21 protein-coding genes are annotated in these 22,406 nt (G+C 64.1%); 6 read left to right on the top strand and 15 right to left on the bottom strand.

The window, feature by feature from the left end:
- The first annotated feature begins 2 nt into the window (after nt 1-2).
- Nucleotides 3-989 carry an alanine dehydrogenase gene (locus B208_RS0111755; RefSeq protein ID WP_007982268.1) on the top strand — a complete coding sequence of 329 codons (987 nt, stop codon included), beginning with the start codon at nt 3-5 and terminating at the stop codon, nt 987-989.
- Nucleotides 990-1,019: 30 nt separating this feature from the next.
- Here the strand turns inward: B208_RS0111755 and B208_RS0111750 are convergent, their stop codons facing one another.
- The 4 genes from B208_RS0111750 to leuS (B208_RS0111735) form a co-directional block, all read right to left on the bottom strand.
- On the bottom strand, nt 1,020-3,539 hold the full coding sequence (locus tag B208_RS0111750) for a right-handed parallel beta-helix repeat-containing protein (protein WP_007982266.1): 2,520 nt from the start codon (nt 3,537-3,539) through the stop codon (nt 1,020-1,022).
- Nucleotides 3,540-3,738: 199 nt separating this feature from the next.
- A complete protein-coding gene (locus B208_RS0111745; RefSeq protein ID WP_026177822.1) occupies nt 3,739-3,963 on the bottom strand; it encodes a DUF7535 family protein in 225 nt (74 codons plus the stop codon).
- Nucleotides 3,964-4,123: 160 nt separating this feature from the next.
- The gene (locus tag B208_RS0111740; protein ID WP_007982264.1) at nt 4,124-4,399 is read right to left on the bottom strand and encodes a hypothetical protein; all 276 of its coding nucleotides are present in this window, start codon (nt 4,397-4,399) and stop codon (nt 4,124-4,126) included.
- Between the two features lie 77 nt (nt 4,400-4,476).
- Nucleotides 4,477-7,458, bottom strand: a complete 2,982-nt coding sequence (leuS, locus tag B208_RS0111735) for a leucine--tRNA ligase (RefSeq protein ID WP_026177821.1) — start codon at nt 7,456-7,458, stop codon at nt 4,477-4,479.
- Between the two features lie 143 nt (nt 7,459-7,601).
- Between leuS (B208_RS0111735) and leuS (B208_RS0111730) the strand changes: the two genes are divergently transcribed.
- Nucleotides 7,602-10,283: a leucine--tRNA ligase gene (gene leuS / locus B208_RS0111730; RefSeq protein ID WP_007982262.1), complete on the top strand. Its 2,682-nt coding sequence runs from the start codon at nt 7,602-7,604 to the stop codon at nt 10,281-10,283.
- A 54-nt stretch (nt 10,284-10,337) separates the two neighbouring features.
- Nucleotides 10,338-10,805 (top strand): hypothetical protein, encoded by a 468-nt coding sequence (locus B208_RS0111725; protein ID WP_007982261.1) that lies wholly within the window; start codon nt 10,338-10,340, stop codon nt 10,803-10,805.
- Between the two features lie 26 nt (nt 10,806-10,831).
- Here B208_RS0111725 and B208_RS0111720 read toward each other — a convergent pair whose 3' ends face one another.
- From B208_RS0111720 to B208_RS0111705, 4 genes are all read right to left on the bottom strand, one after another.
- Nucleotides 10,832-11,287: a peroxiredoxin gene (locus B208_RS0111720; RefSeq protein ID WP_018128886.1), complete on the bottom strand. Its 456-nt coding sequence runs from the start codon at nt 11,285-11,287 to the stop codon at nt 10,832-10,834.
- Nucleotides 11,288-11,333: 46 nt separating this feature from the next.
- On the bottom strand, nt 11,334-11,771 hold the full coding sequence (locus B208_RS0111715) for an Hsp20/alpha crystallin family protein (RefSeq protein WP_007982259.1): 438 nt from the start codon (nt 11,769-11,771) through the stop codon (nt 11,334-11,336).
- A 134-nt stretch (nt 11,772-11,905) separates the two neighbouring features.
- Nucleotides 11,906-12,712: a prephenate dehydratase gene (gene pheA / locus B208_RS0111710; RefSeq protein WP_007982257.1), complete on the bottom strand. Its 807-nt coding sequence runs from the start codon at nt 12,710-12,712 to the stop codon at nt 11,906-11,908.
- 48 nt (nt 12,713-12,760) lie between these two features.
- On the bottom strand, nt 12,761-13,057 hold the full coding sequence (locus B208_RS0111705; protein ID WP_232423782.1) for a hypothetical protein: 297 nt from the start codon (nt 13,055-13,057) through the stop codon (nt 12,761-12,763).
- Between the two features lie 183 nt (nt 13,058-13,240).
- Between B208_RS0111705 and B208_RS0111700 the strand changes: the two genes are divergently transcribed.
- Together B208_RS0111700 and B208_RS0111695 are read left to right on the top strand one after the other, a co-directional pair.
- Nucleotides 13,241-13,564 carry a DUF7130 family rubredoxin-like protein gene (locus B208_RS0111700; protein ID WP_007982253.1) on the top strand — a complete coding sequence of 108 codons (324 nt, stop codon included), beginning with the start codon at nt 13,241-13,243 and terminating at the stop codon, nt 13,562-13,564.
- 52 nt (nt 13,565-13,616) lie between these two features.
- Complete coding sequence (locus B208_RS0111695; RefSeq protein WP_007982251.1) at nt 13,617-14,513, top strand: ketopantoate reductase family protein; 897 nt, start codon at nt 13,617-13,619, stop codon at nt 14,511-14,513.
- 109 nt (nt 14,514-14,622) lie between these two features.
- On the opposite strand, the gene B208_RS0111690 is transcribed toward B208_RS0111695, so the two are convergent.
- From B208_RS0111690 to B208_RS0111675, 4 genes are all read right to left on the bottom strand, one after another.
- Entirely contained in the window at nt 14,623-15,672 is a 1,050-nt protein-coding gene (locus B208_RS0111690; RefSeq protein WP_007982249.1) for a lysylphosphatidylglycerol synthase transmembrane domain-containing protein, read from the bottom strand.
- Between the two features lies 1 nt (nt 15,673).
- The gene (locus B208_RS0111685) at nt 15,674-17,176 is read right to left on the bottom strand and encodes a sulfatase (protein ID WP_007982248.1); all 1,503 of its coding nucleotides are present in this window, start codon (nt 17,174-17,176) and stop codon (nt 15,674-15,676) included.
- 81 nt (nt 17,177-17,257) lie between these two features.
- Nucleotides 17,258-17,617 carry a NifU family protein gene (locus B208_RS0111680; protein ID WP_007982247.1) on the bottom strand — a complete coding sequence of 120 codons (360 nt, stop codon included), beginning with the start codon at nt 17,615-17,617 and terminating at the stop codon, nt 17,258-17,260.
- A gap of 124 nt (nt 17,618-17,741) precedes the next feature.
- Nucleotides 17,742-18,080 carry a DUF5783 family protein gene (locus tag B208_RS0111675; RefSeq protein ID WP_007982246.1) on the bottom strand — a complete coding sequence of 113 codons (339 nt, stop codon included), beginning with the start codon at nt 18,078-18,080 and terminating at the stop codon, nt 17,742-17,744.
- 99 nt (nt 18,081-18,179) lie between these two features.
- On the opposite strand from B208_RS0111675, the gene B208_RS0111670 reads away from it, so the two are divergent.
- Nucleotides 18,180-18,968, top strand: coding sequence for an N-acyl homoserine lactonase family protein (locus B208_RS0111670; RefSeq protein WP_007982245.1), 789 nt, complete (start codon nt 18,180-18,182; stop codon nt 18,966-18,968).
- A 23-nt stretch (nt 18,969-18,991) separates the two neighbouring features.
- Here the strand turns inward: B208_RS0111670 and B208_RS0111665 are convergent, their stop codons facing one another.
- From B208_RS0111665 to hemC, 3 genes are read right to left on the bottom strand one after another with little or no spacing between them, the layout of a single operon-like run.
- Nucleotides 18,992-20,404 carry a single-stranded-DNA-specific exonuclease RecJ gene (locus tag B208_RS0111665; RefSeq protein ID WP_007982244.1) on the bottom strand — a complete coding sequence of 471 codons (1,413 nt, stop codon included), beginning with the start codon at nt 20,402-20,404 and terminating at the stop codon, nt 18,992-18,994.
- Between the two features lie 27 nt (nt 20,405-20,431).
- Nucleotides 20,432-21,172, bottom strand: a complete 741-nt coding sequence (locus tag B208_RS0111660; RefSeq protein WP_007982242.1) for a uroporphyrinogen-III synthase — start codon at nt 21,170-21,172, stop codon at nt 20,432-20,434.
- Nucleotides 21,169-22,269, bottom strand: a complete 1,101-nt coding sequence (hemC, locus tag B208_RS0111655; protein ID WP_007982240.1) for a hydroxymethylbilane synthase — start codon at nt 22,267-22,269, stop codon at nt 21,169-21,171. Before hemC ends, B208_RS0111660 begins: the two co-directional genes overlap by 4 nt.
- Nucleotides 22,270-22,406 lie beyond the last annotated feature (137 nt).

Below are 22,406 nucleotides of genomic sequence, written 5' to 3'. Positions count from 1 at the left end.
ATATGGAGACACTCCTGCTCAACCAGGATGCGGTCGACGAGAACACACAGATGCCCGAACTCATCCGGGCCATCGAGGACGCCTTCGCGGCCTACGCGCTCGGCGACGCGCAGATGCCCGCAAAATCGTACATCGACCTGCCCCAGTACAACGGCGACTTCCGGTCGATGCCCGCCTATTTGGATGCCGACGGGTGGGACGCGGCCGGAATCAAGTGGGTCAACGTCCACCCCGACAACCCCGAGGAGTTCGACCTGCCGACGGTCATGGGCACGATGATTTACAGCGACCCCGAGACGGCGTTCCCGCTCGCCATCATGGACGGGACGGAGCTCACGATGAAGCGCACGGGCGCGGCCGCCGCCGTGGCGACCGACCACCTCGCCGTCGAAGACGCGACGAGCATGGGACTGGTCGGCGCTGGCGTCCAGTCCTACACCCAGTTGGAAGCCATCTCGAAGATTCGCCCCATCGAGGAAGTCGTCATCAGCGACCTGGACGAGGAAGCGGTCGCGGACTTCATCGACTACTTCGACGACGAGTTCGACGTTCGTGCCGGATCGATTTCGGAAGCCGCGTCCTGTGACATCCTCTCGACCGTGACGCCCGTCGAGACGCCCATCGTCTCCGCCGATGCCGTCGGCGAGCACACCCACATCAACGCGATGGGTGCCGACGCGGAAGGCAAGCACGAACTCGCGGACGAACTCCTGCTGGACGCGAAACTGGTCATCGACGACCACGCCCAGACAACCCACTCGGGCGAAATCAACGTCCCGTACAACGAGGGCACCCTCACGGACGACGACATCCACGGCGACATCGGCGACATCGTTATCGGCGAACTGGAAGGGCGTACCGAGGACGACGGCGTGACCGTCTTCGACAGCACCGGACTGGCGATTCAGGACGTCGCGGCCGCCCACGTCGTCTACGAGCACGCGAACGAGAACGACAACGGCTACCCGTTCGACCTCCTCGGACTGTAACGACGCGACCCGAGCCGCGAACACTCGTTTTTAGGTGTTGACGCTCGCGCCGAGCGCGTTGTCCACGACGGAATTTGCGCTCGCGGTGAGCGTCGAATCCTGCGTGACTTCGTAGCCGTATCCGGCGGAGTTACGAACCGTGGAGTGTCGTATCGAGAGCCGTGACCCGTTCGTGACGGCCACGTTCGCGTGTTCCTTCGCGTTCCAGAATTCGTTCCCGCCGCCGCCGTACTCGACGACGCAGTAGCGCAGTTCGTTCTCGGTGCGATTCGTGTCGTCGAAGTAGATGCCGCGCCAGTAGCCCCGGGTCTTCTGCTCTCCGGTGAACGTGATGGGTTCGTCTCCCGTCCCGACCGCGGACAGGATACCGCCGTCGTACATCCGAAGGCCGGTGTCCTGCCCGAATTCGAGGGTCGCGCCCGGTTCGATGGTGAGCGCGCCGTACACCGACACCGCGCCGGTGTCGATGAAGTAGGGAACGTCGATGGCGTCCCACGTCACGGCCATCGATTCGCGGATGTCGTCGCGCTGCCAGACGTACACCCGGTCTTCGTCGTTGCCGGTGTAGGTGCTGGTGTCGGAGAGGAAGTGGGCGGTGTCGTCGCGGACGTGGCCCGCACCCTCGGCGTTCGCGGTGACAGTGTTTCGGGTGAACGAATCGACGGACACGTCGTCCGAGAAGTCGAATCCCCACGCGCCGCTTTCGCGGATGGTACACCCGTCGATTCGCGCCCGGGAGCCGTTCGAAACGGCGACGTTGGCCTTTGCGTCCGCGCTCCAGTACTCGTCGCCACCGCCGCCGTACTCGACCACGCAGTTCCGCAGTTGGTTCTCGGTTCGGTCGGTCTGCTGGAAGTAGATGCCCCGCCAGTAGCCCCGCGTCTTTTGACCGCCCGTGAACGTTATCGGTTTGGACTCCTCGGTGTCGGGCACGATTCCGACGGCCGTGAGGGTGCCGCCGTCCAGCAGTTTCAGTCCGGCGTCCTGCCCGAACTCGACCGTCGTACCGGGGTCGATGGTGAGGTTTCCGTACGTCTCTATCGCGCCGGTATCGACGAAGTAGGGGACATCGATGGCGTCCCACGTCACGTCGAGGTCCGTTCCGATGTCGTCGTGCTGCCAGACGTACACCCGGTCCACGTCGTTGCCGGTGTACGTCCCGGTGTCGGAGAGGAACTGCGCGCGGTCGTCGCGGACGTGGCCCGCCCCGGTCGCGTTGCGTGTCACGGTGTTGTTCACGAACGAGTCTATCGTCACCGCCTCGGCGAAGTTGAAACCGTATCCGCCGCTCTCCCGGAGCGTCGAGCGAGTGATGCGGGCGCGAGCGCCGCCCCCAACGGCGACGTTCGCGTGCGCGTCGGCGGTCCAGTACTCGTCGCCACCGCCGCCGTACTCGATCACGCAGTTCTCCAGCACGCTCGGAACGCGGTCCGACGTCTCGAAGTAGAGACCGCGCCAGAATCCGCGGGTCTTCTGCTCGCCCGTGAACGTTATCGGTTTGGATTCCTCGGTGTTGGGGTCGATACCCGCGGCCGTCAACTGGGACGACTCCGAGACTTTGAGGCCCGCCTCCTGTTCGAACGAGAGCGTCGTTCCGGGCGCGATGGTGAGGTGGGCGTCCGTTCGCAGTTCGACGAGTTTGGCCACGCGATAGCGGGCGTCGAGCGCGTCCCACGTCGCGTCGAAACCGGCCCCGAGTCCGTCGCGGCCCCACACGTGAACGATGTCGTCGTCGTTCCCGGCGTACGTCCCGGAGCCATCGACGTGATGGGCGGAGGCGTCGCGGACGAAGCCCGCACCCGCGGCGTTCGCGGTGACGATGTTCTTCGAGAAGTCGTCCACGTTCACCTCGGGACCGAAGGTGAATCCCCACGCCGCGCTCTCGCGGACGGCGCAGTTCGAGGCCGCGAGTCGGGAACTTCCGCCGACCGCGAGGTTCGCGTTGTCGTCCGCCTGCCAGAACTCGTCTCCGCCACCAGCGTATTCGACGACGCAATAGGCCATCGCGTTGGGGTTGTCGGAGTCCTCGAAGTAGATGCCCCGCCAGAAGCCACGGGTCCGTTGCTGGCCGGTGAACACGACGGGACGCTCGCACGTTCCCTCGGCGACGAGCGTCCCGTCCGCGGCGATCTTGAGTCCGGCGTTCTGCTCGAAGACGAGTTCGGTTCCCGCCGTCACCGTGAGCGTCGCGCCGGTGACGTCGATGGTTCCCTCGACAACGTATCGATTGCAGTCGCCCCCGAGCGTCGTGTCTTCGGTGATGTCGTCGGTGAGCGTCTGCGGTGAACACTCTCCGGGGAGAACGCCGGTACAGTCGCCGAACGCGACCCGTTTCCCGTCCGACGGCGGCGCGTCGGTTCCCGCGGTCGTCCCGTCTTCGGTCGTTTTCGAAGCGGTGGAGGAAGCGGTCGCTTTCGACGTCTCGTTTCCATCTTCGTTCCCCGTGGAAACCGAACTACACCCCGCGAGACCGCTCGCGAGCGCTCCCGCACCGATGGTCTTCAGCAACCGTCGCCGTTTCATCTCCGCGTCCGTTGGTTCGCATGTCATGAGATATCGTTCCGACCGTCAGTGACGCGATTCGGTGACAGACGTTCGATAGTTCCGCGTCGAATGCGCGTCCCGACGCATACCGGTTGATATCAGTACGGATTGATATACGCATTGAGTGAAATAATTCCGCGATGTGGAAAAATACGGGTCCGAGAACACCGTTCGGGTCCGTGTAGGACTCGTTCGTCCCCGGTCGCTACTCCTCCCCGATGGGTGCCCGTCCGGCGAGTTCGTCGGTCAGTTTCGAGATGACCCACGCGATTATCAAAAACGGCAGAAGCGGAACCAACAGGACGAGCAGGCCCAGAAACACCGCGACGCCGATAGTGTTCATCTCGTTGTCCGAGTGGCCGCGGGAAGGCGGCGTGACGGTTCGCAGAACTTTCGTGACGGGGTGGTCCCCCGAGTCCCCCTGACTCATGTGGAAACCGGCAACGGCCTGAATGATAAGCGTTCGCACAACACAACCGATTTGCTCGTTCGGTGCCAGATTCGACACGATGGGCCGACGGGATGGGTGACGCGGACGATAGAGACGTGACAGGAGAATCGGACGGGCGGTGGGGTAGTTGGGTCGTGAGCTATTCGTCGGCGAGTTGGTTGGCCCGGACGATGATATACAGCAGGATGATACCGGACCCGACGGCGAGGACGAGCTGTGTCAGGAACGTGAACAGGAGTTCGAAGAGGGAAGCCAACCCGAGGATTTCGAACAGGGTGGTTCGCAGGAGTATCGGGATGAACGCGACCACACCGACGGCCACGACGAGTTTGGCGAGGGGGAGCGCTTCGTACAGTATTTGATTCGTATCGAGTTCCTCCTCGGGAGCGGTGAAAAACGGTCTGTCGGACGACATACCCTCACGATGAAAATCGCTACGCAATGAATCTTGTGTAGCCCTCCGACTGGTGGGACGGAGACGGACGAACGCCGTCAGCCTTCCAGATGGATAGCCGGGCGGAGCGGGGCGGCGTGTCGCGCCTTGTCCTCGGGGTCGGGCACGTCCGCACCTTCGCGGTACACCTCGACGTCGGCCTCGAACTCGCGTTCGAAGAAGTCCCGCGCGTCCTCGTACACTTCGACCTCGTTCAGGTCGGCCAGCACCGCGACCTGTTCGTCGGGACGTTCGCGCACGTCCTCGACGAGTTTCTGGACGAGTTGGTTCACCTCGTCTCCCTTCTCGCGCAACTCCTCGTCCTGCATGACCTCGCCCATCACCGCACCGACGTTCGGGCCGGTATCGACGACAGCGGCGAGCACGTGTCGCTTCCAGTCGGCGGCGACGTACACCCGAATCGTCTCGGGGTCGGTGTCGGTCACGTTCACGATGTCGCGCACGTCGTCGGTCAATCCTTCGACCAGCGACTCCTCGATTTCGGTGACGGTGCTCTCGAAGTCCGAATCCACGTCGGGCCATTCGGCCTCCGCGATGGGGTTCCCCGTCAGGCGCTCGTGCAGTTCCGTCGCCATGAACGGGATGAACGGAGCCAGCAGGCGCAGGCGGGCGTTCAGCACGGTCCGGAGCGTCCAGCGCGCGCCCGACCGGTCGGTGTCGGTGCGCTTTCGGTACCACTTCAGGTGCTCCTCGAAGCCGTAGAAGGCGTCCTGACTGGCGGTTCGCGTCTCGAACCGGTCCATCGCGTCGGTGACCTCGCGGACGGTTCCCTGCAGTTTCGACAGCAACCAGCGGTCGATGCGTTGCAGGTCGCGTTCGCCCTCGGGGGCCGAGATAATCTCGTTCGCGCGGTTCCAGAACCGCCGCAGTTGGTTCCCCGTGCTCTCGACCTGCTCGCTCCGCCAGTCGTAATCCTGCCACGGTTCCGCGCTGTTCATCAGGAAGAATCGCACGGTGTCGGCACCGTACTTCTCGATGGCGTTCTCGGGCAAAACGACGTGGCCCTTCGAGGAGGACATCTTCTCGCCCTCCAGCAGACCCATGCCCATCACCGTGATTCCCTGCGGCCAGTTCGCCGGGTCGAACAGCTCGGCGTGGTGGAACAGGAAGAACGTCAGGTGGTTGCTGACCAAATCGTTCGCGGAACAGCGGTAATCGACGGGGTACCAGTAATCCCACTCCTCGCGCAGGGCGAGGGCGGTTTCGTTGGGGTCGTCAACCGCCTCGCTTCCATAAAACAACGTGTCGAAGAACTCCTTGTCCAGTTCCTCCACCGGAACGTCCGAGATTCGGTGGGCGATGGTGTAGTAGGACATGTAGATGGTCGAGTCCGACAGGGGTTCGATGACGAACTCGTCGTCCCACGGCAGGCGCGTTCCCAGTCCGTAGTTGCGGATGCAGGGCCACTCGTTCAACCAGTCGATGGTGTGGTCGTACTGCTCGCGGGTGTTCTCGGGAATCGCGTCCAGTTCGGCGACGACCTCGTGGGCCTTCGCCTTCCACGCCTCGTCGTTGTACCGCAGAAACCACGTGTCCTGTTCGGCGACTTCGACGGCCCCGCCGCAGCGACAGACGACCTCCTCGCTGAACTCGTGCATCGTGTCGAACGACCCCTGTTCCTGAAACTCGGCCTTCAGGTCGTCGCGGACGTCCTCCACGATTTCGCCCGCGTAGTCGTCGTACATCCCGCGCAGTTTCCCGCTGTGGAACTCCCGGTTGTACACCTCTTGGGTGGCGTCCTCCAGCGCGGGGTCCGAGGAGTCCTCGATGCCGTGTTCCACTACGGCGTCCTCCGCCGGAAACTCGCCGTAGCCTTCCACGTCGATGATGGCCTTCGGTTCGATTGCCGCGACTTCCTCGGGGTCGATTCCGTACGCTTCCATTCGGGCGTCGGCGGCGTCTCGCGGGCTCTGCCCGCTCGACTGTTCCGCGGCCCGTCGCGCCGCGCTCTTGGCCTCCTGCAAAGCCACCCAGTCGTCGGGGCTGTGCGCCGGGACGGACATGACGACGCCCGTCGCGTTGTCCGCGTCCACGAAGCTCGCGGGCAGGACCAGCACGTCGTCGCCCGTGACGGGGTTCGTGACGTGCTCGCCGACGAGTCGCTCGCCGCTAAAGTGGTCCCGGATTTCGACGTCGTGTGCCTGCAGTTCCAGTTTCTCCGCCGCGGATTCCGAGACGAGCCACGTCTCGCCATCGACAGCAGCCTCGACGTACTCCGCGTCCGGGTCGATGTAGGCGTTCGTCACGCCGTGGACCGTCTCCGGGCGCAGGGTCGCCATCGGAACGGTGATCGCTCGCGGTTCGCTTCGCTCTCCGCTCGAACGGTTCGCGGAACGCCGTTCCGCGCTACTCGCGGATTCCGAGGCGCGCTGCGCCTCGTCGTCCCATCCGAATTTGACCAGCGTGTACTCCTGGAACTCGGCTTCCTCGCCCTCCAGCAGGTCGTGGGTCGTGACGGGATTCCCCTCGTTCGTACAGTATTTGACGGGGTGCAGGCCCTTCTCCAACAGACCGCGCTCCTTCAACGTCTCGTACTGCCACGTGATGAACTTCGAGTAGCGCTCGTCGTTCGTCGTGAACTCGCGCCGCCAGTCGATGGAGAGCCCCAACGACTGCATGTTCTTCTTGTAACTGTCCTCGATGAAGTGGCGGGCGAACCCCATCGGCGTCTCCATCTCGGACAGGTCCTCGTCCGAGACGTTGTAGGTGTCCTGTAAAACGGACATCTGTTCGGGTTCCCGCTTTTTCAAGCGCTCCACCGCGCCGACGATGGGCGTCCCGGTGACGTGCCACGCGATGGGGAACAACACGTTGTCGCCCTGCAGGCGGCGGTAGCGCGCCCACACGTCCGGGACGGTGTAGGTTCGCGCGTGGCCGATGTGCATTCCCCCGCTCGGATACGGATACGGTACCGTGACGAAGGTGGCCTCAGACTGGGATGGATCAACCTCATACCGACCATCTTCCGCCCATCGAGACTGCCACTTCGACTCAATTTCCCGTGGCTCGTAGTCGCTCATGTCCTAGCGAAGACGTGCGACGGTAAAAGAAGTGTCTACCTGACAGATAATTGTGAACGGACGGAGCGGGGGTCGAACGGCGCTCACAGATGACAACGTATAGAAGCCGAACGGAACAAATAGTGAACAACCCGGATTCTCGCATGCAAACACGACGACAGTTCGACCACACGGAAATCGAGCATCGCTGGCAGGAGGCGTGGGACGACGCCGACGTCTTCCACATCCCGGATGAGGCGACCGACCCGACGTACGTCCTCGGGATGTTCCCCTACACCTCCGGCCAACTCCACATGGGCCACGTCCGTAACTACACGATAACGGACGCCTACGCCCGATACAAGCGCATGGACGGCGAGAACGTCCTCCATCCGATGGGCTGGGACTCGTTCGGTCTCCCCGCCGAGAACGCGGCCATCGAACGCGACACGAACCCGCGCGACTGGACGCTCTCGTGTATCGACACGATGCGCGAGCAGATGGAAGGGATGGGCTTCGGATACGACTGGGAGCGCGAAATCACGACCTGCCAACCCGACTACTATCGGTGGAACCAGTGGCTGTTCACCCGGTTCCGCGAGGAGGGTCTCGTCGAGCGCGAGGCCGCCGAAATCAACTGGTGTCCGTCGTGCGAGACGGTGCTCGCCGACGAGCAGGTCGAGGGCGACGCGGAACTCTGCTGGCGCTGTGACACCCCGGTCGAACAGCGCGAACTCGACCAGTGGTTCCTGAAGATCACCGAGTACGCCGACGAACTCCTCGACGACTTGGACGACCTCGACGGCTGGCCGTCCAACGTCCGCCAGATGCAGCGAAACTGGATCGGTCGTCAGCACGGGGCGACTGTCGAATTCGAGGTGAGCGAGGCAGCTGCCTCGGAAACGTCGAGCGGCAAGCAGGGCGAGTCGCGGGACTACGGCCCCGTCGAGGTGTTCACCACCCGACTCGACACCATCTTCGGCGTCACGTTCTTCGCGCTCGCACCCGGCCACCCCATCGCCGAGGAACTGGCCGCGGAAGACGACGATATCGCACACTTCGTGGAGGAGGTCGCCGACCCGGAGGGCGACGAACCGCAAGGCGTCCCCACCGACCTGACCGCGACGAACCCCGCGACGGGCGAGGAGATTCCGGTGTTCGTCGCCGACTTCGTGCTCTCCGACGTGGGAACGGGCGCGCTGATGGGCGTCCCGGGTCACGACTCCCGCGACCACGCCTTTGCAACGTCGATGGACGTGGACATCGTTCCCGTCGTCGCGCCGAGCGAGGACGACGTGCCGGACGTGAGCGAGGCGGCCTACACGGAGGACGGCGTGCTCGTCAACAGCGGCGACTACGACGGCCTCGACAGCGACGAGGCCCGCGAGCGGTTGGAGGGCGCCATCGAGAGTGCCGCCCACGACGTGCAGTATCGCCTCCGCGACTGGGGAATCTCGCGCCAGCGTTACTGGGGAACGCCGATACCCATCATCCACTGCGAGGAATGTGGCCCCGTCAGCGTCCCGGACGAGGACCTGCCGGTCGAACTCCCGGAGTTCGTTCGGACGACCGGTAACCCGCTGGACGCGGCCGACGAGTGGAAGCACGTGAACTGTCCCGAATGCGGTGCCGACGCGCGCCGCGAGACGGACACGATGGACACGTTCATGGACTCGTCGTGGTACTTCCTGCGGTACGTCTCGCCGCACCTCGACGACGCCCCGTTCGACACCGAACAGGCGGACGACTGGATGCCCGTGGACCGGTACGTCGGCGGCATCGAACACGCCGTCATGCACCTGCTGTACTCGCGGTTCGTGACGAAGGTCATCTCGGACATGGACATGCTCGACCACCGCGAACCGTTCACGAACCTCGTCACGCAGGGGATGGTCCTGCTCGACGGCGACAAGATGTCGAAGAGTAAGGGCAACGTCGTCTCGCCGCAGCGCATCGTCGAGGAGTACGGTGCGGACACGGCGCGCCTGTTCACGATGCAGGCCGCACAACCGGAGAAGGACTTCGACTGGACCGAAGAGGGCGTCAAGTCGAGCTACGAGTTCCTCCAGCGCCTCGCCGGGGCGGTCGAATCGTTCGCCGAATCGACGTTCGACGGCGACCGCGACGAAATCGCCGAATACGTCGAGCGCGAAATCGACGCCACCGTCGCCATCGCAAACGACGAGTTCGAATCGCTGACGTTCAACGGCGCGCTCCGCGAGACGCAAGAACTGACCTCGCTGCTCGCACGCTACCGCGAGGAGACGTCGCCGCACGGCCCGACGCTCGAACGCGGCCTGCGAACCGTCGTCAAACTGCTGGCACCCGTCACCCCGCACATCTGCGAGGAACTGTGGAGCGAACTCGGCGGCGAGGGCTTCGTCGTCGAGGCCGAGTGGCCCGAACCGGAGTCGGACCCCGCCGAACTCGAACTCGCCCGACAGTTGGTCGAGAACACGCAAGAGGACGTCCGGCACATCATCAGCGTCGCGGACATCGACGACCCCGAGCGCATCGATATCGTCGTCGCCGCGCCGTGGCAGTTCCGGGCGCTCGATTTGGCCCGCGAGTCCGACGCCGACAACATCATCGGCGAACTCATGCAGGAAGACGAGATACGAAAGCAGGGCGACGACGCCGCGAAGTACGGACAGGAACTCCAACAGGAGCGACAGTCGCTCCCGGAAACGCTCTCGCCGGAGCGAGAGCAGGTCGCGCTTCGACGGGCGAACTGGCTGTTCCAGCGCGAGTTCGGCGCCGACGTTCGTCTGCTGACGGCCGACGAGGCCGACAGCGACGTGGCGTCGAAGGCCCGCCCGGGTCGCCCCGCGATACACATCGACTGAGAGACCCGTCTATCGACTGCAACGTTTTTAGGGACCCGCTCCGTCGGCCAGCTCGTGGGCGAGTTCGCCGAGACCGTACGCGATTACGTCCGCGATACCCTCGCCGAGCGACTGCCGCGGTTCGACTGGGAGACCGAACATCGAATCCGGCGAACGCCCGTCGATGTCGTCGGACGAACCGACGACCGCTTCGTCGCCGTCGAACTGGAGTGGCGCAGGGCCGACTCCGTGAACAACACGGCGAAACTGTTCTACTACGTCGATTCGGGCGATTTGGACAGGTACGACCGAATTTCGGTCGTACAGGTGTTCACGGGGTACTACGACCTGTCGTCGGGCGGCGTCTCCTCGAAGCGCGAAATCGCGGAGTTCGTCGGGACCGTCACGGCCGATTCGTTCGAGCACGTCTCGTTTTCTCCCGTGACGTTCGGACTCGAACCGCCGAAGCGAGGTGGCGAGTGGCCCGACGGGTGGCGGGCCGTCGCGGACGAGACGGTTCGAGAAATCGTTCGAGATATCTGAATCGGTCGAGGAAAAATCAGCGACGCTTATTTCAAGACGGCGAGTTCGTCGTCGAGCATCTCCTGCAGGACGTCCCGAGCGTGGCCGTCGGGGTCCACGCCGGGGTAGAACGCCTGCACTTCGCCGTCCGCGACGACGAACGTCGTTCGCGGGGTGAAGCCGTTTTCGACTTCGACGCCGAACGCGTCCGCGATGTCCTCGCCGTCGGAGTCGGCCAACAGGTCGAAGTCGAGGTCGAACTTCTCGGCGAACGCCTCGTGGCTCTCCACGTCGTCAGTGGAGACGCCGTACACGGTCACGCCCGCGTCGTGATACGTCTCCAGTTCCGCGTTGAACTGCTTCGCTTCGACAGTGCATCCCGGCGTGTCGTCGCGCGGATAGAAGTACACGACCGTCGGTTCCTCGAAGGACGGGGAAACCGTCTCGCCGTGCTGGTTCTTCGCGGTTACCTCGGGTGCGTCGTCGCCTGCATCGAGCGTCATATACGGCGATTGCGGCCGAATTGACAAGCCGTTTGTGGTCCCGGAATCAGTTGACTTCGATGTCGTGGGACTCGTCGCCGCCGCTCGCCTTCGGAAGCGTCACGGTCAGCACGCCGTTTCGGTACTCCGCCGAGACGCTCGATTCGTCCACCGCTTCGGGGAGCGTCAGCGTTCGACTCACCGACTGCTGGCGTCGCTCGCGTCGGAGGTAATCCTCGTCGCCTTCCTCGGTTTCGGCCCCGCTCTCGGCCACGATTCGGAGGCGGTCGCCCCGAAGCGAGATGTCGATGTCGTCCTTCTCGAAGCCCGGCAGGTCGGCGGTCACGACGAACTTCTCGTCGTGGTCCGCCACGTCGAGGGACATGCCGCCGGGTTGCCAGCCTATCCCCTTGGAACCGAACTGGTCACCCATGGTCTCGAACTGGCGGCCCATTCGTTCGAACAACTCTTCGATTTCGTCGAAAGGATTTCTGCGTCCGGCCATTGTATCGCCTCGTCGGACGTTCGACGCGCGACGGCTTAAAAATTCACGCCGACCGACATCAGCGACCACAGCGAGCGCCACCACAATGTCACAGCGACCGTCACCAACGACACACAGCGACCGACAGACGGCCGTTAGCCGTCGAGGACGTGTTGGGTATCGTACGAGCCGAGGCGACGCACCCACCCGTTTTCGGCGAGGGGTTCGACCTCCGCGAGGGCTTCCTCCGCGCGCTCCTCGTACAGCCCCGCCTCGAAATCGAGGTGGAACACGTAGTCGCCCAGTCGTTCGCCGCTCGGGCGCGACTCGACGCGAGTGAGGTTGATTGCGCGCTCTGCGAACGGTTCGAGGAGCGAGAGCAACAGACCCGGATAGTTCGCGCCGGGATAGACGACCAGCGAGGATTTTCCTCCCGCGCGTGAGCGCTCGTCCGCGGGCGCGACGACGAAGAAACGGGTCGCGTTCGACGTTCGTTCCTGGATGTCTTCCGCCAGAACCTCCAACTCCTCGGCGTTGTCGGGGTGAGCGATGGCGGCGACGGACGAGTCGGCGCGGGCGTGTTCGACGCCGCGGGCGGTGCTCGTCACCGCCTCCCGCTTCGCGTCGGGGTACTCGGTTTCGAGGTAGGACCGACACTGGGCGAGCGCCTGCGCGTGGCTGGCGACCGTATCGAACTCCGCGCTCTGTGCCATCAGGGCGTGGCGAATCGGCGTCACGAGTTCGCGGACGACCGCGACGTCGTTGTCGGCGAGGGCGTCTAGCGTTCCCGTAACGCTCCCTTCGATGCTGTTCTCGATGGGGACGACGCCGCGGGGATAGTCGCCGTCGGCGACCGCCTCGACGATGCCGGTGACGGACTCCAGAAACTCGACGTCCTCCGCGACCGCGCTCGCGGCCCGGTGTGAGTACGTGCCCGCCGGTCCGAGGGTAACTGCTTGCATGCCGGGGAATTTTGGTCGGGTGGTCAAAAGCCCGTCGGGGACGGTAGATTATGCGTGTTCCGCCGCGGTCGTCCGGTCCACCAGCTCGTAGAAGCCGCTCGCCCCGTCTCGGTCCTCCCGGTCTCGATACACGAAGGCGAGTTCTTCGGCCTCGAACTCCCGCAACCATTCGCGCCAACTGATGGTCGATAGCTCGTCGCCGTCCGTGTCCGAGAATTTGATTCGAAGATACCCGACGCTGTGGTCGCACGTCTCGGCCGTTGCCGGACTGCCGTCGTGTTTCTCCACCCACTTCGTTATCGTCTCGTGGTTCGTCGTCACCTGCCCGTAAATCGTATCGGTCACATCGCGCGACATGAGTATTCTCGGTTCGACCGTTGATTCGACCGATTTCGGCGTGAGTTCCGTGGTTGCACATTCAGGGACGGTTTATTATCGCTTCCCGACCCCGATATCGAGGGGAACGAGACGCCGACGAAACCCGAGACGGCGGTCGGATTTAAGGCGAAGAACGGAGAAGAGTCAACCATGGTGAGTGATTCAGGAGAGACGCCGGACGAGGATATCGACGTGGAAGAAGTCGAACTCGGACAGCCGGTTCACGACGAGGACGGAAACAAACTCGGTACCATCCGTGGGTTCGACGAGGACGGGTTCTACGTCACGATACGAGAGGGCTACGAAGCACTCTCCATCGGTCACGCACGCGCTGGCCACGATTTCGGTGAAGCGGAACTGATGTGGCGCTGTTCGGACTGCGGCGAGATGGGCGACTTGGACGACAACCTGCCGAACACCTGTCCCAACTGCGGCGCGCCGAAAGAGGACCTCTACTACTGGACGGAAGACTGAGACGACACCGGCAGACGCCCTACTTTTTCACCCACCGCTTCCTCGGTCGAGTATGAACTTCGTCGTGTTCGGTGCGGGAAGCCTCGGAACGCTGGTCGGCGGCCTGCTCGCCCGCGAACACGCGGTGACGCTCGTCGCCCGCGACCCGCACGCGACCGCCGTCCGCGAATCCGGGCTCTCCGTCGCGGGCGAATTCGACTTCCTCGTGGGGGCGGACGCGACCACCGACGGAACCGACCGCCGCGCCGATTGCGCCATCGTGACCGTCAAAGCGTTTCACACCGAAACCGCCGCGCGCGAGTTGGCGACGGGCGAGTTCGACGCCGTGCTGTCGCTCCAGAACGGGATGGGAAACGAGGACCTGCTTGCGGCGCACCTCGACTGCCCCGTTCTCGCCGGAACCGCGACTTACGGTGCGGTCCTGACCGAACCGGGCCGCGTCGAATGTACCGGAATCGGCGAGGTCGTCCTCGGGGCACGCGACGGCGGGCAGTCCGACCCGGCCGACCGCATCGGGACCGCGTTCTCCGCGGCAGGAATCGAGACGACCATCGCGGACGACATGCCCCGACGGCTGTGGGAAAAGCTCGCCGTGAACGCGGGCATCAACCCGACGACGGCCCTCGCACGGGTGGAAAACGGTGCGCTTCGCTCCGGCGACGCAGAGGAAATCGCCGCGACGGCAGCCCGTGAAACGGCCGCCGTCGCCCGAGCGGAGGGCGTCAAACTACCCGACGAGGACGCGGTGGCGGCGGTGCGGACGGTCGCCGAGGCGACCGCCGCGAACACCTCCTCGATGCGCCAAGACGTCGAGGCGGGCCGCCGAACCGAAATCGACGCGATAAACGGCTACGTCGTCGCACGCGGGGAAAAGCGGGATATCGACACGCCCGTCAACCGAACGCTCGCCGGACTCGTAAAAGCGTGGGAGCAGGAGAACGGACCGTAGAGAGGACAGAACGTGGGGGTGCAGAACGCGAGAGGTACAGAACGTAAGAGGTGCAGAACGTGGGAGTGCAGAACGCGAGAGGTGCGGAACGTAGGGAGTGCGGTGGGTCTTATGAGCGCATGATGACGAACAGCGACGCGATGCCGCCGATGAGGAGGACGAACCAATAACTCGCCACGCGATAGACGATGGCGGCGGCCACGCCCGAACTCCACGGAATCGCCGGAACGAGCGCGACGATGAGGACGGTCAGCGCCGCCTCGACGCCCGCAAGTCCGCCCGGCGTCGGCGTCAGTCCGGCCAACGTGCTCGCCGGAACGATGAAGAGCACGAGCACCAGCGGGAGCGGCAGGCCGAGCGCCCGCCCCGCGAAGTACAGCGGCAGGGCGAAGAAAATCCAGCCGGTGTACGAGAAGACGAGCGCGAACAGCAGTTCGCGCGGCTCGTTTGCGATTCGTTCGAGGGAATTGTAGAAGCGGTCGATGCGTTTTCGAATCCCCTCGACAGTGATGCGAGACGTGCGAGTCGCAATCGGTGCCGCGAGTCGAATCACGAGGTCCTCGACGCGCTGTCGATACCGCCATCCGACGTACGCAATCGCCGGAACGCCGAACGCCAGCACCACGAGTCCCTGCGCGAGCGTCTTCGCGTTGTCGGGGAGCGACGCGCGGATGAGCAGGTAGCTCAGGCCGAGCGCCGCGAAGTTGAAGAACGGCAGGAGGTTGAGCAGGTCCGCCGTCACGACGCTGGCGAGGCTATCCTCGTAACTCGCCTCCGTGTCCCGCGAGAGGATGTAGGCGATGAACGGTTCGCCGCCAGCCTGCCCTAACGGGGTGACGTAGTTGGCGAACGTCGCCGCGAGGTAGGTGACGACGAGGCGTCGAAACTCGACTTGGATGTCGAGCACCGCGAGGACGATCTGCCACGCCTTTCCCCACGCGGCGAGGCCGAGAAACGTCGAAAGGCACGCCACCCAGACCCACGTGTAGTCCGCGCCCTCCAAGGTGTCGAGTACCCGCCGCCACCCGGAGGCGACGACGAGCAGGTAGATGAGGACGACCGCGACGACGAACCCCAGCAGTAGCTTGCCGGTCCCCAATCGCTCCGACAGTCCTGCGGACAGCGCCTTCCCGCCGTCCGGAGCCGACTCGTCCGTCACGTTAGTCGATGTAACCGAGGTCTTGGAGTCGGTCCTTGGCGTCGTCGCTCATGTCGCCGAGCACGTCGTCGTCGGAGACCTCCTTCCACTCGCCGCCGACCGTCTCCTCGAACGCGGAGAGGGCGGCTTCGAGTTCGACCTCTTCCTCGGTTCCCTCGCCCGTTACGTCGTTCAACTCGCCGGGGTCGTCGTCCAGTTTGTAGAACTCGTCCTCGATGCGCTCGTTGCGGATGTATTTGGCGTCCGGCCGCCGCGCGGCCCGCATCCGCGAGTAGAAGCGCGAGTTTTCGTCCAGCGTGATGTTCGCGCGCTTCGCCTTCTCCTCCAGCTGTTTCAGTTCGACCACCGGACGGTAGTACTCCACGAACGCACACTCGCCGTCGCCCGGCACGTCCTCGGCGAACGAGCGGTAGTCCGCGTTGAGAAGCGACCGCGCCTCGTCGAGCGGTCGGGTCGAGTTCGACCCGGAGACGCCCGTGTGGTCGAGGACGGTGTGGTACAGGTCGATGAGTTCGACCTGTTCGTCGCTCACGCCGGGGTCCATCTCGGGATGCTTGACCATCAGCGGGACGTTGACGAGCGGGTCGTAGATGCAGAATTCGTGGCCATACAGGTCGTGTTCGCCGTGCAGTTCGCCGTGGTCCGCACAGACGACGACCATCGTGTCGTCCCACTCGTCGTTCTCCTTGAGCCACGAGAAGAGACGCTGGAGTTGGTCGTCGATGTGGCGGATTTCGGCGTCGTAGAGGCCCTGAATCGCACCCCATTCCTTGTCGCTGATGTCGCGCGCGCCGCAGTTGTACTCCTTCGAGTTCTGGCACACCTTCGTCGAATCGACGTTAGGCGCGAACTCCTCACGGTACTCCTTGGGCGGATGGTACGGCAGGTGGGCGTCCATCAGGTTGATGAACGAAAAGTACGGGCCGTCCGAGTCGTCGATGAACTCGATGGTCTGGTCGATGACCTGCGGCGTCTTCGAGTCCGCACCGTCGCCGCTGGCGAGATACTCGTGAGCCACGTTGCCGAGGCTGACGAGTTTGTCGGCGACCTTCCGAAGCGACTCGTTGTCGTTCATCGTCTTCCACGCCTTCGCCATCGGGCCCGAGAGGAAGTCCCCCGGCATCACTTCGAAGAAGTTGTCTTGGTCGTCGAAGCCGTCCGTCAGGTGCGTGTACGGCGTAATCCACGCGTTAGAGGAGTAACACGCCGTGTCGTATCCGGCGGCGGAGAGGGTCTGTGCGAGCGTCGTCGCCCCCTCAAGATAGGGATTTTCTTGGCTCGCGCCGTGTTCGCTGGGATACATTCCAGTGAACAGGGAGGCATGCACCGGTAAGGTCCAAGGAGCGGGAGAAACCGCTTGCTCGAAGACGGTCGCTTCCTCCGCGAACCGTTCGAGGCCCGGCGTCGTCGGGCGGTCGTATCCGTAGACGGAGAGGTGGTCCTTACGCACCGTGTCCATCACAACGAATACGACGTTTTGCGCCGCGGCGTCGTCGTTCGTCATACTGTCGCCTGCTACACCGTCCGGTGGGATAAATATCGTGATTCAGCGCCTGGAATCGGCCGAAAGGTAAAAATATCGGGACTAGAAGGGAGCCTGCGGACCTTCGTCGTCCTCGTCGTCCCCGCTCGACTCGCCGGGGAAGGACGGACTCATACCGCCGCCCATTCCGCCATCGCCGCCCATACCGGTTTCCGCGATGACTTTGTTGATTTCGGGAATCTCTTTCACCATGCGGCTCTTGATGGCCTGAATCGTCATCGGGGAGATGCCACAACCACTGCACGCACCGCCCAGCATGATGGTGACTTCACCGGTTTCGCGGTCGATCTGCTGGATTGCAGCACTCCCGCCGTGCATCTGAATCTGCGGGAAGTTACGGCGCAGGAAGTTGCTGACCCGTTCTTCGAGGTCGTCTCCGTCTTCCTGAGTCTCGGTACTCATGTGTCGGAGTATGGTGCCAGCATCCTTAGGCCTTTCCACTGTCTCACGGTCGAAATCCGGCACGAATCGCCGATGAGTCGTGACTTTTCGGCGATTTCAACGAGGTAGAAAACCGCAAGCGTCGTCAGTTTTCGTCCGGGTCGGTCGGGTCGAATCCGAACACACGTGCCAGTTCGTACTCCAACCGCTCGACGTACACCGAAAGCGTCTCTTCGAGTTTCTCGGCCTCGACGACGACGCTCCGCACGCGGTCGGTCGGGTTCTCGGGGAGTTCGATGCGGAACTCGCCGTCCCCCTCGTAGAACGGCTCGCTCTCGTTCAGCACCTCCTGATCGATGGCGTGGATGAGTTTGGAATCGTACCGCTCGTTCATGTAGTTGAAGGCGTTCTTGTACCCGCGCTGAAGTTCGTTGAAGTAATGGACGTACTTGTCCTCGAACTTCTCGGCATCGAATTCGGCCATGACTGGAACGTGGGGAGGAGGAAGTAAAAATGCGGGCGATTCGAGTGTCACAGTCTCCAAACCGAGAGAGATTATGTCATACGGAACAACGGTCATGGTATGCCGGAAGTCACGCTCATCGACCGCGGCCGCGTTCGCGCCGACACCGCCTACGTCATCGACGGCTATTCTATGGCGAGCGCAGAGAACCCGAACCCCGACCACGAACGCATCGACTTCGTGGTCTGGAACGCCGTCGTCGAGACGGATGCCGGAACGTTCCTCTGGGACACCGGGTGCCCGACGGACGCCGCGGAGTACTGGCCCGACCCGCTGTACGGCGCGTTCGAAGCCTACGACGCCGAGGAGCACCCGCTCGAAGGGGACCTCGCGGATTCCGGATACGAACTCGACGACATCGACGCCGTCGTGATGAGTCACCTCCACCTCGACCACGCCGGACAACTCGGGGCGTTCGAGGGCCGCGACGTCCCCATCTACGTGCACGAGGAGGAACTGAAGTTCGCCTACTACTCCGCGAAGACGGACGACGGGTCGATAGCCTACCTCGCATCGGATTTCGACCGCGATTTGAACTGGGAAATCGTCCACCGCAACACGCACACGATTGCCGACGGGTTCGAACTCCACCACCTGTCGGGACACACGCCCGGCGTGCTCGGCGCGCGAATCGAGACGGACGACGGGACGCTCCTCATCGCGGGCGACGAAGCCTACGTCGATGCGAACTACGCCGACGAGGTGCCGCTCGGTCCCGGCCTCCTCTGGAGCGAACGCGCGTGGCGAGACAGCCTGTACACCCTGAAGGAACTCGAACGTGTCCATGACGCGGACGTGCTTCACGGCCACGACCTCGAACGGTTCGAGGAACTGGCGGCGAAATACTGAACACCGATATCGCGTTCGAAAACCTACCCGAGTTGCTCGCCGACCAGTTCGTCAGCGTGTTCGACGAACGCCTCCTCTTTCCCTTTCGGAACCGTCGCACCCGCCGCGACGTTGTGGCCGCCGCCGTCACCGCCGACGGCTTGAGAGGCCGTTTTCATCACGACCGAGAGGTCCAAACCCTTCCGGGTGAGGGCGGGTGTCCCGCGCGCGGAGACTTTGACCTCCTCGTCGTTCTTCTCGGCAAAGGCGAGAATCGGGACGTTCCGGTCGATGCCGTTCGCGCCGACGGCCATGCCCGCCACGATGCCGACGATGGTTTCGCGCACCCGGTCTTCCGCGTGGAACCACTGGACGTGTTCCTCCTTCGTGACGCCCTCCGATTGGACCCAACTGATGGCCTCCGAGAGGTTTCGTCGGTGGTTTTTCAGCAGCGTCCGCGCCTGCTCCAAGGCGGCCTCGCGGTCGCCGAGACAGACCGCGAGGCCGACGTCCGCCCGGTCGTAGCGCGCCGTCGCGTTGAGCAAAGTGGAAAACTCGCTCACGTCGCGGAGTTCGGTCCCCTCCGGTTCCGCGGCGAGCGTGTAGGTGGTGCCGACCAGTCCCTCGATTTTGCTCGCCGAGACGCCCTTCCGCATCGCGCGCTGGACGAGCGCGCTGGCGACGGTCTGGCGTTCGTCGGCCGTCAAATCGACCCAGCGCCGCCAGTCGCCGTCCTCCTTGAGGTCGATGCCGACGCCATCGAGGAACCTGAGGACGCCGTTCTGGTCGTTCGAGATGCCGGGGATGTACACGTCCGTCGCGTACTCCAGCAGTTTCGGTAGCGGACGCGTCTGCTTGCCGTACAGCGCGAGGTCGGTGCCGGTTTCGACGACGCCCGCGTCGATTCCCTCCTCCACGATACCCGTGTTCGCGCCGACGAGTTCGCCGTCCGAAATCTGCATGTCGCCGACAGCGCCGACGACGGCGAGCGCCGCGAGGTCGCGGTTGTCTCCCGCGTCGGGTTCGAGGGCACGGGCGAGGACGTAGCTTGCGCCAGCACCCGAGAGTTCGGACGAGCCGTCGAGACCGAACAGGAGCGGATTGAGATGGAACTCCGTGTCCGCGTCCGCCGGTTGGTGGTGGTCCGCGATGACGGGTTCGAAGTCGCCCGCCGACTCGTGTTCCGCGATGATGTCGAGTTGCCCGCTGCCGAAGTCGGTGAAGAGGACGGTCTCGTGGTCGGTCGCCGCGATTGCCGCGAGCGCCTCGGCGTCGAGCTGTTTGCAGAACACCGTTTCGAACGGAAGTCCCGCGCGTTCGAGGGCGGATGATGCGATGGCCGCGCTCGTCAACCCGTCGGCGTCGATGTGCGAGGCGAGCAGTACGTCGTCCGCGTCGCGTAATCGGTCCGCACAGGCCGCCGCACGCGCGCTCAATTCCGGAACTGGGCCGCTCATAGATAGGTCCTTGTCACGGCTTCCGGTTTAAACTTCAGCCTCGTCGCCACCGTCGGTAATGCGTTCGACCGCTTCGCGCGCCAACCGGTCGAAGGAGGCCGTTTCCGGGACGACATCGACGCGGATGTCCAGTTCGCTGGCGGTATCGTGCGTCGGGTCGCCGATGGCACCGACGGTCGCGTCTTCGAGACCGTCCACGGCCTCCGCTCGGATTCCGCGTTCCTCGGCGGCGTCGAGGAAGTGGTACACGGTGAGCGAGGACGTGAACAGCGCGGCGTCGAGGTCGCCGTCCGCGGCGAGTTCCGCCGAGCGACCCGACCCCCCGGGACGGACGAGTTCGTACAGCACCGTTTCGTGAACGTCCGCACCGGCGTCCGCGAGACCGTCGGTCAGCACCTCGCTCCCGTGGTCGCTCCGTGCGACCTCGACCGATTTGCCGTCCACGCGGTCGGCGAGGGTTGCGACCAATCCCCGCGAAGAGAACTCATCGGGGACGATATCCACGTCGTAGCCGTACTCGCGGAGCGTCGCGGCGGTGCGCTCGCCGATGGCACAGACGGTCGCACCGTCCGGACTCCACCCGGCCTCGTGGGCGAGTTCGACGCCGGTCTTGCTCGTCAGGACGACGTACTCCGCGTGTTGCGGGGCGTTATCGGTCGGGCGGACCGCGAGCATCGGGTCGGGAACGGGGTCGGCACCGAGCGATTCGAGCAGGTCCACCGCCTCGTCGAGGCGTTCGTCGTCCGGGCGGAAGACGGCGACCTTCATTCGCTCCCCTCGCGCGCCGCCGCGATGAGGTCGCGGGCACCGCGGTCCGCGAGCTCTTCTGCCACCTTCTTCGCGCCGGTGACGTGCGTTTCGACCGGCACGTCGCGCTTTATCGAGATGACCTCGGAGCCGTCCTGACTGAACACCTGCGCCTCGACGTGGACGTTTTCGCCCTGAATGATGCTGTGAACGCCGATGGGGGCGATACAGCCGCCGTTCAGTTCGCGGAGAATCGTCCGCTCGACGGTCGTTTCGACCCGCGTTCGCGGGTGGTCGAGAACCGTGTGCAGGTCCTGTGCGAGTTCGCCGTCCAACGTCATGACCGCCAGCGCGCCCTGTCCCGGCGCGGGGACGAACTGCTTGGGCGGCAGTCGGTCGTACTCGACGTGATGGGCGAGGCCGCTCCGTTGGAGGCCCGCTTCGGCGAGGACGATGCCGTCGTATTCGGTTTCGATGTCGCGTTCGAGCGCGCGACGCTCGACCTCCGAGAGGTCGTTGAACCACTCGTCGATGGTCTTGTCGTACGGGAACTCGTAGCTGTCTTTCTTCCCGACGTGGCCCTTTCGCTCCTTTTCCTCCTCGGTTCGCTCCTCGTGTTCGGCCTGAAGGACCGGGGCAAGCAGTTTCTCGATTCGCGTATCGACGTTGCCGCGGAGCGGTTTGACGGTGAGGTCGGGGCGGAAGTTCAGCAGTTGGGCCTTCCGTCGAAGGCTGGACGTGCCGACGACGGCACCATCCGGGAGCGCGTCGATGGGCTTTCCGTCCGGCGTCACGAGCACGTCGTTCGCGCTCGCACGCTCGGGGACGGCCGCGACGACCAGTTCGTCCGGGTGGTCGGTCGGCATGTCCTTCATGGAGTGAATCGCGCCGTCCACCTCCTCGTCAAGCACCTCTTGGTCCAGATTACGGACGAACGCGCCCGTTTTCCCGAGTTCCGTTATGAGTGCGTCGTCCAGTTGATCACCCGTCGTCTCCACTTCGACCAGTTCGACCGAGAACCGGCGGTCTTCCAGTGCCGCCTTTACCTCCCCAGACTGTCGGATTGCGAGGTCGGACCCTCGCGTGGCGAGACGAAGTTCCGTTCCGCGATTGCTCATATTCGACACTGAGAACCCGACATTGAAACCACCTTCGCAACCCGTTCAGGCGGATTAGAGAGTGGTCGCGCTCGGAAACGAAGCATCGTTTACTCACATCATCACACTATGTTTATAACAAGGAACCGTGTAGTGGC

This window comes from Haladaptatus paucihalophilus DX253 (genome assembly GCF_000376445.1).
Taxonomy (GTDB): domain Archaea; phylum Halobacteriota; class Halobacteria; order Halobacteriales; family Haladaptataceae; genus Haladaptatus; species Haladaptatus paucihalophilus.
This window is presented reverse-complemented; position numbering and strand designations above follow the sequence as displayed.

Bases quoted from the DNA above. Each gene is read 5' to 3' on its own strand.
- B208_RS0111755 (WP_007982268.1), top strand. From the start codon at position 3: ATGGAGACACTCCTGCTCAACCAGGATGCGGTCGACGAGAACACACAG.
- B208_RS0111750 (WP_007982266.1), bottom strand. From the start codon at position 3,539: ATGACATGCGAACCAACGGACGCGGAGATGAAACGGCGACGGTTGCTG.
- B208_RS0111745 (WP_026177822.1), bottom strand. From the start codon at position 3,963: ATGAGTCAGGGGGACTCGGGGGACCACCCCGTCACGAAAGTTCTGCGA.
- B208_RS0111740 (WP_007982264.1), bottom strand. From the start codon at position 4,399: ATGTCGTCCGACAGACCGTTTTTCACCGCTCCCGAGGAGGAACTCGAT.
- leuS (WP_026177821.1), bottom strand. From the start codon at position 7,458: ATGAGCGACTACGAGCCACGGGAAATTGAGTCGAAGTGGCAGTCTCGA.
- leuS (WP_007982262.1), top strand. From the start codon at position 7,602: ATGCAAACACGACGACAGTTCGACCACACGGAAATCGAGCATCGCTGG.
- B208_RS0111720 (WP_018128886.1), bottom strand. From the start codon at position 11,287: ATGACGCTCGATGCAGGCGACGACGCACCCGAGGTAACCGCGAAGAAC.
- B208_RS0111715 (WP_007982259.1), bottom strand. From the start codon at position 11,771: ATGGCCGGACGCAGAAATCCTTTCGACGAAATCGAAGAGTTGTTCGAA.
- pheA (WP_007982257.1), bottom strand. From the start codon at position 12,712: ATGCAAGCAGTTACCCTCGGACCGGCGGGCACGTACTCACACCGGGCC.
- B208_RS0111700 (WP_007982253.1), top strand. From the start codon at position 13,241: ATGGTGAGTGATTCAGGAGAGACGCCGGACGAGGATATCGACGTGGAA.
- B208_RS0111695 (WP_007982251.1), top strand. From the start codon at position 13,617: ATGAACTTCGTCGTGTTCGGTGCGGGAAGCCTCGGAACGCTGGTCGGC.
- B208_RS0111685 (WP_007982248.1), bottom strand. From the start codon at position 17,176: ATGACGAACGACGACGCCGCGGCGCAAAACGTCGTATTCGTTGTGATG.
- B208_RS0111680 (WP_007982247.1), bottom strand. From the start codon at position 17,617: ATGAGTACCGAGACTCAGGAAGACGGAGACGACCTCGAAGAACGGGTC.
- B208_RS0111675 (WP_007982246.1), bottom strand. From the start codon at position 18,080: ATGGCCGAATTCGATGCCGAGAAGTTCGAGGACAAGTACGTCCATTAC.
- B208_RS0111670 (WP_007982245.1), top strand. From the start codon at position 18,180: ATGCCGGAAGTCACGCTCATCGACCGCGGCCGCGTTCGCGCCGACACC.
- B208_RS0111665 (WP_007982244.1), bottom strand. From the start codon at position 20,404: ATGAGCGGCCCAGTTCCGGAATTGAGCGCGCGTGCGGCGGCCTGTGCG.
- B208_RS0111660 (WP_007982242.1), bottom strand. From the start codon at position 21,172: ATGAAGGTCGCCGTCTTCCGCCCGGACGACGAACGCCTCGACGAGGCG.
- hemC (WP_007982240.1), bottom strand. From the start codon at position 22,269: ATGAGCAATCGCGGAACGGAACTTCGTCTCGCCACGCGAGGGTCCGAC.